This is a genomic window from Pseudomonas sp. CDFA 610, from assembly GCF_021147865.1.
GTDB classification, from domain to species: Bacteria; Pseudomonadota; Gammaproteobacteria; order Pseudomonadales; family Pseudomonadaceae; genus Aquipseudomonas; species Aquipseudomonas alliivorans.
Genome location: NZ_JAGTPM010000001.1, coordinates 627284 through 646367 on the forward strand (window position 1 = coordinate 627284; position 19084 = coordinate 646367).

Here is a 19084-nt window from a genome sequence, read left to right on the forward strand (position 1 = left end):
ATGTCGGCCACTGATTTGTTCCCTCTGACCGCTGCCCAGCGTGACATCTGGCTGGACCAGATCAGCCGTGGCGACTCGCCTCTGTATAACATTGGCGGCTACGTCAAGCTGGTCGGCCATGTCGATAAAACCCTGTTGCAGCATGCGTTCGAGCAGCTTGTGGCGACGCATGAGGGCTTGCGTACGGTCCTGTTGCCGGGGGCCGGTGCCGACGGTTTGCCGATGCAGCGCTACGCCGACTTCATCCCTGTGTCCATGCCGCTACACGATCTTCGCGACGCCACTGATCGAATCACTGCCGCAGAGACGTTGATACGCGAGCAGATGCAGTGCCCTTATGCCCTGGATGGCGGTCCGCTGTTTCGCTTGTGCCTGGTGCTTCTGGATGAGGGTCAATACTGGCTGGGCATTCAGGCGCATCACCTGATTCTCGATGGCTGGGGTTTCGGGCAACTGATCAAGTCGCTGGCCGAGCAATACACCGCGCTCGCCGAAGGCGACAGCCTTGATCTTCTGGGGCCGTCCTACAGCGACTTCATCAACGATGATGCGCGCTATCACGATTCGCCCCGTTATGAACGGGACAAGGCCTACTGGCTGGACAAGTACCGGGATCTGCCGGAGCCGCTGCTGGTGTCGCGTTACCACAACCGCAGGTCCACCGACCCGGCACCGTCCCATAGTTGTGTACTGGCGTTCCCGGCCGCGTTGCACACGCGCATGAACCAGTTTGCCGAGCGCTGCGGTGCGTCGGCGTTTCATGTGCTGCTGGCTGCGCTGCACGTCTACCTCACCCGCACGGCACAGCGCGACGATTGGGTGGTCGGCTTGCCATTGCTCAACCGCACGGGCGCACGCTTCAAGGCGACACTGGGGCATTTCGCTCAGGTCAGCGCCGTGCGCATGGCCTTCGCGCAAGATCTCGATTTCTCGGCGCTGGTCACCGAAGTGCGTGACAGCCTCAAGCGCGATTTCCGTCACCAGCGTTTTCCGTTGAGCGAACTCAACCGCACCCTGAGCGTGTCCCGTGAAGACCGGGCGCAGTTGTTCGAAGTGTCGGTGTCCTACGAGCAAGACAACCATGACTACCGTTTCGGTGATATTCCGGCGCAGGCCGTGAAAGTCTCCAATGGCTATGAGCCGACGCCCTTGGCCTTGCACATGCGCACCAACCGCTTCAGCGATCAGGCCTCGCTGCACGTGGTCTATCACCGCGCCTGGTTCGATGATGCCGAAGCCCGGGCAATCGGCGAGCGGCTGCTGCAAGTGATCGAGCAGGCGCTGGAAAATCCTGCATTGCAGGCCAGTGCGTTCGACGTGCTGACACCTGCCGAACGCCGACAAATGAGCCGTTGGAATGACACCGACACCGTGTCGGCCAGGCAACCGCTGATTCACCACCGCATCGAACAGCATGCCCGGAATTGTCCGGAAGCGGTGGCGGCGATTTTTGATGGACAGCGCCTGACCTATAGCCAACTCAACCGAAGTGCCAACAGCCTTGCGCGACGTTTGATCGAGTCAGGCATCGTGCCAGACGACCGGGTCGCGGTGGTTTCGCGTCGCGGACTGGACACACTGGTCAGCCTGCTCGCCATTCTGAAAGCCGGTGCAGCTTACGTCCCCATCGATCCCGCGCATCCTCGCGAGCGACTGGCCTATCTGCTCAGCGACAGCGCGCCGTCGGTGGTGCTCACGCGGGCGAACCTGCGCGAGCGTCTACCGACACTGACCCAGCCAGTGATCGAACTGGACGACTGCCATGAAGACCGTGGTTCCGACATCAAGCCCAACATTGTTTCGCTGCGCAGCAGCCATCTGGCCTATGTGATTTACACCTCAGGCTCCACCGGCCAACCCAAGGGCGTCATGGTGGAACACCGGATGCTGGCCAACCTGGTGGACTGGCACTGCGAGGCGTTCAAGCTGACCGCAGGCGGGCATGCGTCGTGTCTGGCAGGCTTTGGTTTCGATGCGATGGCCTGGGAGATCTGGCCGACCCTGTGTGCGGGTGCAACCCTGCATATGGCACCGGTTCAGGAAAGCGGCGATGACGTCGATGCGATGCTGCGCTGGTGGTTGAAACAGCCACTGGACGTCAGCTTTTTACCGACACCGGTCGCCGAATACGCGTTCAGCCTGGACGAAGACCACCCGACGCTGCGGACCCTGTTGATCGGCGGCGACCGTCTTCGTCAGTTTGCCGAAAACCGCCGATACGCGGTGGTCAACAACTATGGCCCGACCGAAACCACGGTGGTTGCCACCTCTGGGCAGGTGCGGGCAGGCGCATCGCTGCACATTGGCGGTCCGATCGCCAACACACGGGTCTACGTGCTGGACGAGCGTCTGCAGCCGTTGCCTATTGGTGTGACAGGTGAGCTGTACATCGGTGGTTCGGGTGTTGCGCGAGGCTATCTCAACCGTCCTGAAATGACCGAAGAGCGCTTTCTGGCCGACCCGTTCAGCCAGGACGCGCAGGCGCGGATGTACCGCAGCGGCGATCTGGTGCGCTGGAATGCCGACGGCACGCTTGATTATCAGGGCCGTAACGATGATCAGGTCAAGATTCGCGGCATGCGTATCGAACCGGGTGAAATCGAAGCGGTGATCGTCAGCCAGACCGGCGTCAAGGAAGCCGTGGTGCTGGTGCGCGATGAGCAGCTTCTGGCGTGGTTTACCGAAACCTCGAGCGTGGACACGGACGAACTGCGCCAGACCCTGCGCGCCAGATTGCCGGCTTATATGGTGCCGCGCGCGTTTACCCGACTGGACGTTCTGCCACTGACCGGTAACGGCAAGCTTGACCGCCGTGCGTTACCGAATCCCGACCCTGCCAGCCTGCTGGGCCAGGCTTACGAAACACCGAAAGGTGAAGCCGAAGTCGCCATTGCGGCTGTGTGGGCGCAGGTACTGGGCGTTGAACGGGTAGGGCGGCATGACAACTTTTTCGAACTGGGCGGCCATTCGTTGCTCGCGATCAAGCTGGTAGAGCAACTGCGCGCTGCCGGGGTCAATGCCGATGTGCATGTGTTGCTTTCGCAACCCACTGTTGCTGCGCTGGCGGCGAGCCGTACCGAGCTTCGCGAACAGGCCGTGCCGCCCAACGCGGTGCCACCGGGTTGTGAGCGTATCACCCCGCAGATGCTGAGCCTGACACGTCTCGATCAATCCGCGATAGACCGTATCGTCGCCAGTGTTCCGGGCGGCGCTGCCAATGTGCAGGAAATCTATCCGCTGGCACCGCTTCAGGAAGGCATTCTCTATCACCATCTGTCTGCGGAGCAGGGCGATCCCTATCTGCTGCAATGGCGTCTGGCATTTGACAGCCCGGAGCGTCTGCACGCCTGGGCCGATGCGTTGCAACAGGTCATTGATCGTCACGACATTCTGCGCACCGCTGTAGCCTGGAAAGGGCTTGAGAGCGCCCAGCAGGTGGTCTGGCGCAAGGCTGACCTGGTGGTCCAGCAGGTCAACCTCGACAGCGAGACCGCTGCTGATGAAAACGTTGCCAATTCTGTGATGGATCGTCTGCACCAGCGGTTCGACGCCCGTCATCATCGCCTGGACCTTTCCCAGGCGCCATTGATGCGCCTGGCTTACACCCATGACCCGGTCAACGGTGAAGTCGCCGCCGTGCTGTTGTTCCACCATCTGGTGCTCGACAACGCCGCGATGGAAATCGCCACGCGGGAAATGGAAGCGTTGCTGCTCGATCGCCAGACGACTCTGGCCGCTCCGGTGCCGTACCGTAATTACGTGGCGCATGTGCGCATGGCCAATGACGACGCGCGACACGAAGCGTTTTTCAGCGACATGCTGGGTGATGTAGACGAGCCGACCCTGCCGTTCGGGGTGCAGGATGTTCGTTCCGACGGCGGTGATGTCGAGCAGGCCCGACGGGTACTCGACAGCGAGTTGGCGCTTCGCTTGCGCGAGCAGGCCCGGCAGCAAGGTGTCAGCGCGGCGAGCCTGATGCACGCCGCCTGGGCGCGCGTGCTGGGTGTCATTGCCAATCGACGTGACGTGGTCTTCGGCACGGTGCTGCTGGGTCGCATGCAAGGCGGCGAGGGCGCAGACCGGGCGCTGGGTGTATTCATCAATACCTTGCCTTTGCGCGTCGACACCACGAGCAACGCCCGTCATGCAGTAAAGACCGTGCACTCTCGACTCTCGGCCCTGATTGCCCATGAACAGGCATCGCTGGTGCTGGCTCAGCGCTGCAGCGGCGTCGCTTCAGGCTCACCGCTGTTCAGCGCCTTGCTCAACTACCGCCACAGCGCCGAAGTCCGGCCTCGCGACGGCGAAGGTGTGTGGCAGGGCGTGCGCGTGCTGGGCGGTGAAGTGCGCAGTAACTACCCGTTGACCCTGAGCGTGGACGACCTGGGCGACGGGTTCGACCTGCATGTGCTTGCGCGGCATGGCATGGGCGCCGAGCGCATTGCAGGCTGGATGAGCAACGCTGTGACACAACTGGTGCAAGCGCTGGAACAGGGCTTGCCCGAGCCGCTGGAAAGCCTGTCGATTCTGGAAACGGCTGAGCGTGAACGGGTGCTGATGGCGTTCAATGCCAGTGCACGTGGCTTTGTCGAAGGTGTGACGGTGCATGCACAGGTCGAAGCCCGCGCAGCAAGTCAGCCGCAGGCTCAGGCCGTTGTGCAGGGTGACGAGGTCCTGACTTACGCTGAACTCAACCAGCGGGCCAACCGCCTTGCACACCATTTGATCCGCCTGGGCGTGAAGCCGGACGAGCGTGTCGCGTTGTGTCTGCGTCGAGGTTCGGGCCGTGTGGTCGGCATGCTGGCCATTCTCAAGGCTGGAGCCGCCTACGTTCCGATAGACCCGGCGTACCCTGCCGACCGCATCGCCTATCTGCTGGAAGACAGCGCGCCACGCGCCGTCGTGACCGAACATTCGACCGCAATTCTGGTGGGCGACGTGCATCAGGTGAATCTTGACCTCGGACTCTGGCACGACGCCCCCAACAGCAATCCACAGGTTGCGGAGCTCAACGACCGTCATCTGGCCTATGTCATTTACACTTCAGGCTCTACCGGCCAGCCCAAGGGTGTGATGGTCGAACATCGCACCTTGAATAATCTGGTGCATTGGCACTGCCAGGCGTTTGACCTGCACGCAGGCAGCCACACCAGTACGGTTGCCGGTTTCGGCTTCGACGCCATGGCCTGGGAAGTCTGGCCGGCGCTCTGTACCGGCGCTGTGTTGCATGTGCCACCTGCCGAGGTCGCCAACGAACAGGTTGATGAGTTGCTCGACTGGTGGCTGGCGCAACCGCTTCAGGTCAGTTTTCTGCCAACCCCGGTTGCCGAACAGGCGTTCGCCCGCACACGTCAGCACCCGACCCTGCGCACGCTGTTGATCGGCGGCGACCGCTTGCGGCAGTTCGACAGGGACCCCGGGTTTGCGGTCATCAACAACTATGGGCCGACGGAGACCACTGTTGTCGCGACTTCGGGTCGGGTGATTCCGGGGGCGCAGTTGCACATTGGCGGTCCGGTGGCCAACACACGTCTCTATGTGCTGGACGAGCAACGGCAACCAGTGCCGGTCGGGGTGATCGGCGAGCTGTATATCGCGGGCGCGGGCGTTGCCCGTGGCTATCTGAATCGCACGGACTTGACCGAAGAACGATTCATTGCCGATCCGTTCTGCGCTGATACTCAGGCACGGATGTATCGCAGCGGCGATCTGGTGCGTTGGAACAACGATGGCACGCTGGATTACGTGGGCCGCAACGACGATCAAGTCAAGATTCGCGGCATGCGCATCGAGCTGGGCGAGATCGAGACGGCGCTTGCCAGTCAGCCCGGCGTAAGAGATGCCGTGGTGCTGGTACGCAACGAGCGTTTGCTGGCCTGGTTCACCGAGACGACCGACGTGAAAATCGAGGCGCTGCGCCAGGCATTGCTGGACCAATTGCCGGGTTACATGGTGCCGCTGGCGTTCATGCGCCTGACGGCCTTACCACTGACCAGCCACGGCAAACTCGACCGCCGAGCGTTGCCTGACCCTGAACTCGCCGATCTGACGGCTACCGTCTACGAAGCGCCGCAAGGTGAAATCGAGGTGATCATTGCCGGGCTCTGGGAGCAGGTGCTGGGCCTGGAACGCGTCGGGCGCCATGACAACTTCTTTGAACTGGGCGGGCATTCGCTGCTGGCCGTGAGTCTGGTGGAGCGGATGCGCAATGCCGGTCTGAGTGCCGATGTGCGCGTGCTGCTTGGCCAGCCAAGCGTGGCGGCGCTGGCAGCTTCGGTGGGGAGCGGTCGTGAGATCGTGGTGCCGGACAACAACGTGCCCATCGGCTGCGCACGCATCACGCCGGACATGCTGAGCCTGACGCGTCTGGATCAGGCCGCCATCGAGCGCATTGTTTCGACAGTGCCTGGCGGCGCTGCCAACGTGCAGGAAATCTACCCGCTGGCGCCGCTTCAGGAAGGCATCCTGTATCACAACCTGACGGCTGAGCAGGATGATCCTTATCTACTGCAATTGCGTCTGAACTTCGACAGCATGGCTCGCCTGCAAAGCATTGCCGAGGGTTTGCGCAAAGTCATCGCCCGCCACGACAGCCTGCGTACCGCGGTGATCTGGGAGGGGCTGGAAGCACCGCAACAAGTGGTCTGGCGACATGCAGAACTGTCGGTCGAGGAAGTCTCCGATCTGACCCGTCCGGCCCCCATGGACCTGTCGCGCGCGCCGCTGATCCGTCTGGATTACAACCGTGACCCGTCTCGCGAGAGCGTTTCTGCCACGCTGCTGTTTCATCACATTGTGGTCGATGCGACCGCGCTTGAAGTGATGCGCGAGGAATTGCTCGCCCATCTTCGCGGTGAGCCTGAAACCACGCTGCCTGCCGTTCCTTATCGCAACTACGTGGCTCAGGCACGTCTGGGCGTCAGCGAGGCCGAGCACGAGGCCTATTTCCGCGAGCAATTGGGCGATATCGACGAGCCCACCTTGCCGTTCGGCCTGCGCGATGTGCAGGGCGATGGTCGCAGCATCGAAGAACACCAGCAGACGCTGCCCGACGAGCTGATGCACCGCCTGCGCCGCCAGGCGCGGCAACTGGGCGTCAGCGTCGCGAGCCTGTTCCACCTTGCCTGGGGACGGGTTCTGGGGGCCGCGACCGGCAATGATCGTGTCGTGTTCGGCACGGTATTGCTGGGTCGCCTGCAAGGGGGCGCCGGTGCGGATCGCGGCATGGGCATGTTCATCAATACCCTGCCTGTTCGGGTGGATCTGGATGAGGTCAGCGTGCGCGATGGCGCACGAGCCACTCATGCGCGTCTGGCCACACTGCTGGGGCATGAGCACGCCTCGCTGGCTCAGGCACAGCGTTTCAGCGGCGTGGGCACATCCTCGCCCTTGTTCAGTGCCATCCTCAACTATCGCCACAGCGCAGGACAGGCAAGACAGGACGCGCAACGCGACAGCTGGCAAGGCCTGGAAATTCTCGCCAGCGAGAAACACACCAACTACCCGCTGAGCCTCAATGTCGACGACCTGGGCGAGTCCCTGCGTCTGTCCGTGACCGTTGCGCCCAAAGTGGGTGCCCAACGCATTTGTGGCTACATGCAGCAGGCGCTGACCGGGCTGGTCGATGCGCTCGACACTGAGCCCGATCTGCCTGTGCTGGAGTTGCCGGTGCTCGACGCGCGGGAGCGTCAGCAATTGCTGGTCGGGTTCAACGCAACGGCCGTCGCCCATGACCCGGAGCAGACGCTTCTGGACCTGTTCAAGGCTCAGGTTGCCCGCACGCCGGACGCCATCGCCGTACTGGCCGAACATGCGCAGTTGAGCTGGCAACAGCTCAACGGGCAGGCCAACGCCCTGGCTCATCACCTGATTGATCTGGGTGTGCAGCCTGACGACCGGGTGGCGATCTGTGTCGAGCGCGGCACACCGATGGTGATCGGCCTGCTGGCTATTCTCAAGGCGGGCGGTGCCTACGTCCCGCTCGACCCGGGTTATCCCCGCGAACGACTGCATTACATGCTTGAAGACAGTGCGCCAAAAGTGCTGTTGGTGCAGGGCTCGACCCGCAAGTTGCTGGAAAACGAGCAGGTGTTGCGCGTTGACATGGACGCACCGGACTGGAACCACGAACGCCTTCATGACCCTGAAGTTGCCAGTCTCACCGCCTGTCACCTGGCTTACGTCATCTATACCTCGGGTTCTACCGGCACGCCCAAGGGCGTTATGGTGGAGCATCGCAACCTGGCGAATCTGGTGCGTTGGGGCTCACTGCTGTGCCCGGCGACGCCGCATGGCGGGCTGTTGCACAAGACGCCGATCAGTTTCGACGCGTCGGTCTGGGAGATTTTCTGGCCTCTGTGCAGCGGGCTGCCGCTGGTGCTGGCCCGCCCGGACGGGCAGCGTGACCCGGCTTATCTGTCCCGTTTGATCCGCGAGCGGCAGGTCAGCGTGGTGCAGTTCGTGCCGGTGTTGCTTCAGCAGTTCCTCGAGCTGCCGGACAGCGGCCAGTGTCACAGCCTGACCGACATCGTCTGCGGTGGCGGTGAACTGACGGCCGCACTGGCCGAGCAGGTGCGCCTGCGTCTGCCGTGGGTGCGTCTGCACAACGTCTACGGACCGACGGAAACCACCGTCGATTGCAGCTTCTGGACGCTGGACCCGCAGATGCCGCTGCCGGAGACCACGCTGCCGATTGGCCGTCCGGTCAGCAACATGCGTCTGTACGTGCTCGACACGCATGATCGGCCCGTGCCGCAGGGTGTCATCGGTCAACTGCACATCGGCGGTGCAGGCGTCACCCGTGGTTACCTGAACCTGCCGGAACACCAGGCAGAGCGCTTCATCGACAGCCCTTTTGTCGAAGGCGATCGCCTGTATCGCAGCGGTGATCTGGTGCGCCAGCAGGCCGATGGCAATCTGGAATTTCTGGGTCGCAATGACGACCAGGTGAAAATCAACGGGCTGCGCATCGAGCCGGGCGACATTCAGGCCTGCCTGATTCGTCACCCAGGTATCGAGCAGGCGGTGGTCATGGTGCGCGACGAACAGCCGGGCGGTCAGCGGCTGGTGGCGTATTACACCGGCGCGCCGAAGTCAGTCGAGGCCCTGCGCGATGCACTGCGTAAAGACCTGCCGGACTACATGGTCCCGGCTCTTTACGTGCACCTCGATGCCTTGCCGCTGAGCCCGAACGGAAAACTGGATCGTCACGCACTGCCGGTGCCGGGCGCCGACGCGTTGCTGTCCAGACCTTATGAAGCGCCGGAAGGCGAGATGGAAACCCTGCTGGCCGAACTCTGGAGCGAACTGCTCGGTGTCGAGAACGTAGGGCGACACGACAATTTCTTCGAACTGGGCGGCCACTCGCTGCTGGCGGTCAGCCTGACCGCGCGCCTGCGTCAGGAAGGCCTTGAAGCCGACGTCCGCGCACTGTTCGAGCACCCTACGCTGGCGGGCTACGCAGCCATCACAGAGAACATGGAGATTATCCTGTGAGTATCAACGAACTTCTGGCGACGCTGAAAGCCAATGACATCCACCTGACGGTCAAGGACGGTCAACTGGTGGTGCAGGGCAATCGCCGCGCACTGACGGATAAGGGCCTGCTGGACAGCCTGCGTGAACATAAGCCCGCACTGATCGAGCGCCTTGAACAAGGTGATGCACTGACCACCCGCCGTGGCACGCAGACCTTCCCGGAAAACGCCATTCCAAGCGGCTGCACCCACATCACCCCCGACATGCTGACGCTGGTGGTGCTTGATCAGCCGGCCATCGATCAACTGGTCCAGGCCATACCGGGCGGTGCCGCCAATATCCAGGACCTTTATCCGCTGGCCCCGCTGCAGCAGGGCATTCTGTATCACCACGTCACGGCGACCCATGGTGATCCGTATGTGATGCAGGTGGAGTTCGCGTTTGCCGATCGTGAGCGTCTGGATGCCTTTGCGCTGGCGCTGCAAACGGTGATCGCACGCCATGACATTCTGCGCACTTCAGTGCATTGGGACGGTCTGGAAACGCCGGTGCAGGTGGTCTGGCGTCATGCGGAACTGGTCGTCGATACCTTGCCGAGCACTGCAGGCATCCTGCTGGACCTCGGGCAGGCGCCGTTGATCCGCCTGATCTGCAACCAGAACACCGACGATGGCGTCAAGGCAACCCTGGTGTTTCACCACATCGCCATGGACCACAGCGCACTGGAAGTGGTGCGTCACGAGATTCAAGCCTGCCTGTCCGGACAGGCCGAGGCGCTGGGCACCCCGGTGCCGTTCCGCAACTATGTGGCCCAGGCGTTGCTGGGCGTCAGCGAAGCCGAGCATGAGGCGTTCTTCCGCGACATGCTGGCCGATCTTGATGAGCCGACACTGGCTTACGACCTGCAGGACCTCAGTGGAGAGGGCGGCGACATCGGTGAATTCACGCTGGCACTGGACCCATTGCTGTGTCAGCGCCTGCGCAATCAGGCACGCACGCTGGGCGTCAGTGTCGCCAGCCTGTTCCACCTGGGTTGGGCGCGTGTGCTGGCTGGCCTGACCGGCCGTCAGCGCGTGGTCTTCGGCACCGTACTCATGGGCCGCCTGTTGGGGGCCGAGGCCACCGAACGGGCACTGGGTATTTTCATCAATACCTTGCCGCTGCGCCTGGATCTGGGCGACCAGGACCTGCGTACCGCGATTCGCACCACCCATCAGCGCCTGACCACGCTGATGCGCCACGAACACGCGCCCCTGGCGCTGGCCCAGCGTTGCAGCGGCGTCGCTGCGCCGACGCCTCTGTTCAACGCCTTGCTCAACTATCGCCATAGCGCGCCTGCCGAGGCGGGCAGTGAGACCTGGCAGGGTATTCAGGTGCTGCATGCGCAGGAACGCAGCAACTATCCGCTGGTGGTCAGCGTCGATGACCTGGGTGAAGCGTTCAGCCTGACGGCGCAAACGTCCCCGCAGATTGATCCGCAGCGTATCTGCGCGTATCTGCAACGTGTGATGGAGCATCTGCTGGAGGCGCTGGATCAATCGCCACAGACCTCGGCCGAGCAGCTCGACATGTTGCCGCTCGAAGAGCGCACGCACCTGCTGCAGCGCTTCAATCCACAGCCGTCCGATTTCGCTGGCAGCCTGACGCTGCACCAACGTATCGAGCAACACGCGCCTGAATCCATTGCCGCACAGGTCGGCGAGCAATCGTTGAGCTATGGCGAACTGAACCTGCGTGCCAACGCGCTGGCCCATCACCTGATCAGCCTTGGCGTGCGCGCCGACGACCGCGTGGCCGTCATGGCCCGTCGCGGCCTCGATACGCTGGTGGCCATGCTCGCGGTGCTCAAGTCAGGCGCTGGCTATGTGCCGGTGGACCCGTCACACCCGGACGAACGCGTGGCCTACCTGCTGACCGACAGCGCGCCGAACGTGGTGCTGACCCAGCAGGCATTGCTCTGTCGCGTGCCGAAACTGGCTGCGACGGTCATTGCCTTCGATCAGCCGAGCTGGCCGGAACGTCTGGACAATCCGCAGGTGGCAGGGCTGACTTGCGCGCACCTGGCCTATGTGATCTACACCTCGGGCTCCACCGGCCAGCCCAAAGGCGTGATGGTCGAGCACCGCACGCTGAACAACCTCATCGACTGGCATTGCCAAACCTTCGACCTGCGGGCGGGCAGTCATACCGCCAGCGTCGCCGGTTTCGGTTTCGACGCCATGGCCTGGGAAGTCTGGCCCGCGCTGTGCGCCGGGGCGACCCTGCACCTGCCGCCTGCGGAGGTGGGCAACGAGCAGCTCGATGCCTTGCTCGACTGGTGGATCGCCCAGCCGCTGCAGGTGGCGTTCCTGCCGACACCGGTCGCCGAATACGCCTTCAGCCGTGACCTGCGTCATCCGACCTTGAGCACGCTGCTGATCGGCGGCGACCGTCTGCGCCAGTTTCACCGCGATCCGGGCTTTGCCGTGATCAATAACTACGGCCCGACCGAGGCCACAGTGGTCGCGACGTCGGGACGTCTGCTGCCCGACAGCAGCCTCGACATCGGCAAACCCATCGCCAACACCCGCGTGTACCTGCTCGACGAGCGCCAGCAACTGGTGCCGCTGGGCGTGGCGGGCGAGCTGTATGTGGCCGGTGACAGCGTGGCGCGGGGCTACCTGAATCGCCCGGACCTGACGGCCGAGCGCTTCCTGCGTGATCCGTTCCAGAGCAACTGCGAAGCGCGCATGTACCGCACCGGCGACCTGGCCCGCTGGAACGCCGATGGCACGCTGGAATACCTGGGGCGCAACGACGATCAGGTGAAGATCCGTGGCGTACGTATCGAGCTGGGCGAGATCGAGGCTCAATTGAGCCAGTTGCCGGGCATCGAAGAAGCGTTGGTCGTCGCTCGTGAAGATGAACCGGGTCAGCCAAGGCTGGTGGGGTATTTCACCGAACGGACAGATGTCACCACCTTGAACGTGGGCGAACTGCGCACGGCCTTGCTGGCGGTGCTGCCGGGTTACATGGTGCCCGGCGCACTGGTCCGCCTGGACGCCTGGCCACTGACGGCCAACGGCAAGGTCGACCGTCGTGCCTTGCCAGTACCGGATCGCGACGCACTGAACACTGGCGAATACCAGGCGCCGCAAGGCGAGCTGGAAATCGCCCTGGCGGTAATCTGGAGCGAGTTGCTGCAGGTCGAGCGGGTAGGGCGTCACGATCGATTCTTCGAACTGGGTGGCCATTCACTGCTGGCCATGCGCATGGTGTCTCAGGTACGCCAGCGCCTGTCGCTGGAGCTGGCGCTGGGTGATCTGTTTGCCGATAGCGCGCTGGCGGCCGTCGCGCGCTGCCTGGGCAGCACCGGACGCAGCGAGCTGCCTGCCATCCAGGTCACCCGTCATGACGGGCCGGTGCCGCTGTCCTTTGCCCAGCAACGGTTGTGGTTCCTGGCGCAAATGGAAGACGCCAACAGCGCTTACAACATTCCGCTGGGTCTGCAATTGACCGGTCAACTGGATACTCGTGCGCTAAAACGCGCCCTTGAGCGCATCGTCGTGCGCCACGACAGTCTGCGCAGTCGCTTCATCCAGCAGGAAGGCGAAGCTCGTGTACAGGCTGCACCCGCGTCGGTCGTTCCGGATCTGCTCTGGCAGGACCTGCGCGGTCAGGACGAGCAGGCGCTGCAGCGTGTGGTTCGCGAAGAAGCCGCACAGCCGTTCGATCTGCTCGACGACCTGCCGATTCGTGGACGTCTGCTGTGCCTGGCCGAAGACCGGCACGTGCTGCTGCTGACCCTGCATCACATCGTCGCCGATGGCTGGTCGCTGGGCGTCTTTACCCGTGAACTCACCACGCTTTACCGGGCCTTCAGCCAAGGACTGGACGATCCGCTGCCACCACTGGCCTTGCAGTACGCCGATTACACGCTGTGGCAGCGCGACTGGCTGGACGGCGAGCGCATGAGTCAGCAGAGTGATTATTGGCATCAGGCACTGAGCGGCGCCCCTGCGTTGCTGACCCTGCCCACCGACCGACCGCGCCCGGCGCGTCAGGACTATTCGGGAGCCAGCGTTGCGGTGCATCTTGATCCACGCCTGTGCGATGACTTGAAAACCTTCTGCCAGCTTCATGCCGTGACACCGTTCATGCTGTTCATGGGTGCCTGGGCCGTATTGCTGGCTCGCTTGTCAGGGCAGTCCGAGGTGGTGATCGGCATGCCGGTGGCCAATCGTCGGCGCAGTGAAGTCGAGGAGCTGATCGGCCTGTTCGTCAATACCCTCGCGGTGCGCATCGACACGTCCGGTGAGCCCGACGTCAGCACGCTGCTGGCGCGCATCAAGTCTCAGGTGATCCAGGCTCAGGAACATCAGGATCTGCCGTTCGAGCAGGTGGTGGAACGTCTGCGGCCGCCACGCAGTCTGGCCCACAGCCCGCTGTTCCAGGCCTCGCTGGCCTGGGACGGAAGTCAGGGGCTTGGACTGCAACTGGGTGACCTGCACCTGCAACCGCTGTCCGATCAGCCGACCTTCGCCAAGTTCGACCTGACCTTGAGCATGAGTGAAACCAACGAGGGGTTTGCCGGTGTGGTGGATTACGCCACCGCACTGTTCGACGAATCGACTGTTGCCCGTTACGTGGGTTACCTGGAGCAGTTGCTGTGGACCATGGTCGGCAATGCGCACGCCGTGCCCGCCAGAGCAGGATTGCTGGGGCCTCAGGAGCGCCGTCGTCTGTTGGTGGAGTTCAATGCCAGCGAACAGAATTTCCAACTCGATCAACCCTTGCAGACGCTGTTCGAAGCGCAGGTTGCCCGAACCCCGGATGCCGTCGCGCTGGAATCTGCCGGAGTCTGCCTGAGTTATCGCCAGCTCAACGAAGCGGCGAATCGTCTGGCTCATCATTTGATCGGGCAGGGCGTGCAGACAGAAAGCCGCGTCGCGGTGTGCCTGCAGCGTGGTCCGCAACTGGTGATCGGCCTGCTGGCCGTGCTCAAGGCTGGCGGTGCCTATGTGCCGCTGGACCCGGGCTATCCGATGGATCGTCTGGCCTACATGCTCGGCGACAGCGAAGCCTTGGCCCTGCTGGTCGATGGCACGACGCAGGCGCGTTTTGCCGATCGCCCACTGCCGCAGGTCAACCTGGACAACTGCACCTGGAACGTGCAATCGCCCGAAAACCCGATGGTGTCGGGATTGGGCGCAGGCCATCTGGCCTATGTGATCTACACCTCGGGCTCTACCGGCGCACCCAAGGGGGTGATGGTTGAACATCGCGGCCTGTGCAATCTGGTGCAGTGGAGTTCGCAACTGTGTCCGCCAGCGGCGAACGGCGCGCTGCTGCACAAGACACCGGTGAGTTTCGATGCATCGGTGTGGGAGCTGTTCTGGCCCCTGTGTGCAGGTCTGCGTCTGGTGTTGGCGCGCCCTGATGGTCAACGTGACCCGGCGTATCTTGTCCAGGAAATTCAGGACCGTCAGGTCAGCGTGGTGCAGTTCGTGCCCGCGCTGCTGCAACAGTTCGTAGATCTCGACGAAAGCGCCCGTTGCGTCAGCCTGACCGACATTGTCTGCGGCGGTGGCGAATTGACCGCTGCCATGGCGGCACAGGTCCGCCTGCGCCTGCCGCAGGTCCGTCTGCACAACGTCTATGGCCCGACCGAAGCGACGGTGGACTGCAGCGTATGGACTCTGGAACCCGATGAACCGGTTCCGGAATCGGCGTTGCCGATCGGTCGCGCAATCAGCAATACCCGGCTGTATGTGCTGGATGACTATGACCAGCCAGTGCCTCAGGGCGTGGTGGGTCAGTTGCACATCGGCGGTGCGGGTGTCACCCGCGGTTACCTGAATCTGCCTGACATGCAGGCACAACGCTTCATCGACAGCCCGTTCGTACCCGGGGATCGCCTGTATCGCAGCGGCGATCTGGTACGCCATCGGGCAGACGGTCAACTAGAGTTTCTCGGCCGCAATGATTTCCAGGTCAAGCTGCATGGCCTGCGCATCGAACTGGGCGAGATCGAAGCACGCCTCAGCGCCCATCCGGCGTTGCGTGAAGTGGCCGTGCTGCTGCACGGCGAGCGCCTGGTGGCCTGGTTCAGTTGCCGGGAAGGTCATTCGGCGCCCGGCATCGATGCCTTGCGTGCCCATGTATTGGCGCAACTGCCGGATTACATGGTGCCGACGGCCTATGTCGCGCTGGCCGCCTTGCCTCTGAGCCTCAACGGCAAGCTGGACCGTACCGCGCTGCCAGAGCCGGACGCAAGCGCAGTGCTGAGCCGTCACTACGAGGCGCCATTGTGCGAAACCGAAGCCCGTATCGCCGAACTCTGGGCCGAGCTGCTGAATGTCGCCCGCGTAGGGCGTCAGGATCATTTCTTCGAACTGGGCGGCCATTCGCTGCTCGCCGTCACGCTGATTGCACGCATGCGCAAGCTGGGCATGAGCGCTGACATCCGCGTGCTGTTCGCCCAGCCGACGCTGGCTGCGCTGGCCAGTGCGGTCGGCACCGACAACGCGGTGCAGATCCCGGCAAACCGGATCGATGCAGACTGCCGTTACATCACACCGGACCTGCTGCCGCTGGTGCAGGTTGATCAGGAAGCCATCGACCGCATCGTCGCCCATGTACCTGGCGGTGCAGCCAATGTGCAGGACATTTACCCGGTCGGGCCGTTGCAGGCCGGTATTCTTTATCACCACCTGGCCGCTGGCGACAGCGACCCGTACCTGCTGCAACCTCGATTCACCTTCGTTGACGCGACACGTCTGGACGCGTTCTGCGGTGCGTTGCAACAGGTGATCGAGCGTCACGACATACTGCGCACGGCGCTCTTCTGGGAAGGCTTGCAAGCCCCGGTGCAGGTCGTGTGGCGCAAGGCGCTGCTGCGTGTGGATGCGGTTGACCTGCAGACGCTGGACGACGCGCCACGCATGGACCTGACCCAGGCACCGCTGCTGCACCTGGTATATGCCCATGATCCGGCCACCGGACTGATCGCTGCGGCGCTGCGTTTCCATCACGTGGTCATGGACCACGTGGCACTCGATGTACTGGGCCAGGAGCTGCAAAGCATCCTGCTGGGTGAGCCTGCGCAACTGGCCGAGCCTGTTCCGTACCGCAATTACATCGCTCAGGTGCTGCAAGGCCCGGACGATGCCGCTCATGAAGCGTTCTTCCGCGAACAGTTGGGTGACATTGAGGAACCGACGTTGCCGTATGGCCTGACGTTCGCCTCGCAGGACGATGCTCCCCACGAGGCGCGTCTGCTGCTGGACGATGCGCTGTGCCACAGGGTGCGCGATCAGTCGCGTCTGCTGGGCGTCAGTGCCGCGAGTCTGATGCACCTGGCCTGGGCTCAGGTACTGGGGCACCTGTCGGGACGAGAAAGCGTGGTCTTCGGCACGGTGCTGCTGGGTCGTCTGCAGGGCACCGAGGGTGTGGAACGTGCGCTGGGTGTGTTCATCAACACCTTGCCGCTGCGCATCGAACTGGGCAGCCAGTCTGTGCGCAATGCGGTACTCGACACTCACCGCAGGTTGACCGGTCTGCTGACCCACGAGCATGCGCAACTGGCGCTGGCTCAGCGTTGCAGCGCACTGCCTGCGGGCGCTCCGCTGTTCAACACGCTGCTCAATTACCGTCACAGCGCGGCACACAAGGCCGTTGATGACGAAACCGTGCGAGCGTGGCAAGGCATCGAGGTACTGAACGCCGAGGAACGCAGCAACTACCCGCTGACCCTGAGCGTCGATGATCTGGGCGAAGGTTTCAGTTTCACGGCACAGGCAACGTCGGGCATCGAGCCGCAACGAATCTGCAATTACCTGCACGAAGCGCTGACCCATCTGATTCTGGCGCTGGAACAGCAGCCGGACACGGACATGACGCAGTTGGCCATTTTGCCTGCCGCCGAGCGTCAGGAACTGCTGAGCGCGTTCAATGACACCCGTCGTGAATACCCACGTGAGCAGTCTGTACACGGTCTGTTCGAGCAACGTGCCGCCCGACATCCGGATCGTGTGGCCGCCGAGCATGGCCGGCGCTCGATGACCTACGGTGAACTGAACGCGCAGGCCAACCGCCTCGCTCATTACCTGATCGAACAGGGCATCGCCCCCAACGACCATGTGGCAATCGTGCTTCCGCGCTCAGTGGAACTGCTGATCGCTCAGCTGGCCGTGAGCAAATGCGCCGCGACCTTCGTTCCGCTGGATGTCAATGCACCGGCAGAACGCCAGAGTTACATGCTGGATGATTGCCAGGCCGTCTGCGTACTGACCCGCAGCGCTACGGCCATCAACGCGACGACGCGCCGTATCGATCTGGACAGCCTGAACCTGAACGGCCAGCCGGACCACGACCCGGAATTGGCGCACGGTTCGGACACGGCGGCCTACGTCATGTACACCTCCGGCTCCACTGGTGCGCCCAAAGGGGTGCGTGTGCCGCATCGCGGTATCGCTCGTCTGGTGCTGAACAATGGCTATGCCGATTTCAATGAACATGACCGCGTCGCTTTTGCGTCAAACCCGGCGTTCGATGCCAGCACCATGGAAGTGTGGGGCGCCTTGCTCAATGGCGGGCAGCTGTGTGTGGTCGACCACGAAACACTGGTCGATCCGGTTCGCTTCAGCGCCTTGCTGAGCGATGCTCGAATCAGCGTGCTGTTCATCACTACCGCGCTGTTCAACCAATACGTGCAGCAGATCCCGGAAGCCCTGCAAGGCCTCAGGCTGCTGCTTTCGGGCGGTGAACGCGCAGACCCGGCCAGTTATCGGGCGCTGTTGGGCGGGGCGCAGGGGCTGCGCCTGTTCAACGTTTACGGCCCGACCGAGACCACCACCTTCGCGACGACCTGTGAAGTGCGCGCCGTGTCCGAGGGCGACGAGAGCGTGCCGATTGGCCGTCCGATTGGCAATACCAGCATCTATGTGCTGGATACCCATCAGCGCCTGGCACCGAAGGGCGTGACGGGCGAGCTGTACATCGGTGGCGATGGCGTTGCGCTGGGCTACCTGAACCGCCCGGACCTCAGCGTCGAGAAATTCCTCGTCGACCCGTTCAGCGATGAGCAGGGCGCCATGATGTACCGCACCGGCGACCTTGGTCGCTGGATGGAAGACGGTCAGCTGGAATGCCTGGGACGCAACGACGATCAGGTCAAGATCCGTGGCTTCCGCATTGAGCTGGGTGAAATCGTCAGTTGCCTGCACCAGTTGCCGGGCATTGGCGAAACCGTAGTGCTGGCCCGCGAAGACGAGCCCGGCAACGTGCGGCTCGTGGCCTATTACACCAGTCATGAAGAAGACACGCTGCTTGCACCGGAACAGATGCGCGCGCATTTGCAGGCTCGTCTGCCGGACTACATGGTGCCGACAGCCTTTATCGAGCTCAAGACGCTGCCCTTGACAGCGAACGGCAAGCTGGACCGCCGTGCGCTGCCCAAACCGGAGCGTTCGGCGTTGTTCGGCCTTAACTACGAAGCGCCTGAAGGTGAGTTCGAAGTGGCACTGGCCGAGATCTGGGCCGAGGTGCTGCAGGTCGAACGAGTCGGCCGTCACGACCATTTCTTCGATTTGGGCGGGCATTCGCTGCTGGCGATGCGCATGGTGTC

General features: G+C 63.1%; 2 protein-coding genes (1 of these 2 only partly in view). Both read left to right on the forward strand.

Annotated elements, in window-relative coordinates; translation table 11 throughout:
- Complete coding sequence (locus tag KDX39_RS02835; RefSeq protein ID WP_231659299.1) at positions 1-9495, forward strand: non-ribosomal peptide synthetase; 9495 nt, start codon at positions 1-3, stop codon at positions 9493-9495.
- Positions 9492-19084, forward strand: partial view of an amino acid adenylation domain-containing protein gene (locus tag KDX39_RS02840; RefSeq protein WP_331462069.1) — the 5' portion only. Its footprint extends 8149 nt past the window's final position; only the first 9593 of its 17742 coding nucleotides appear in the window; its start codon is at positions 9492-9494; the stop codon falls past the right edge of the window. The genes KDX39_RS02835 and KDX39_RS02840 overlap by 4 nt, the downstream gene beginning before the upstream one ends.

What these genes read in the sequence shown, in the direction of transcription:
- KDX39_RS02835 (WP_231659299.1), top strand. Translation starts at nt 1, where the DNA reads ATGTCGGCCACTGATTTGTTCCCTCTGACCGCTGCCCAGCGTGACATC.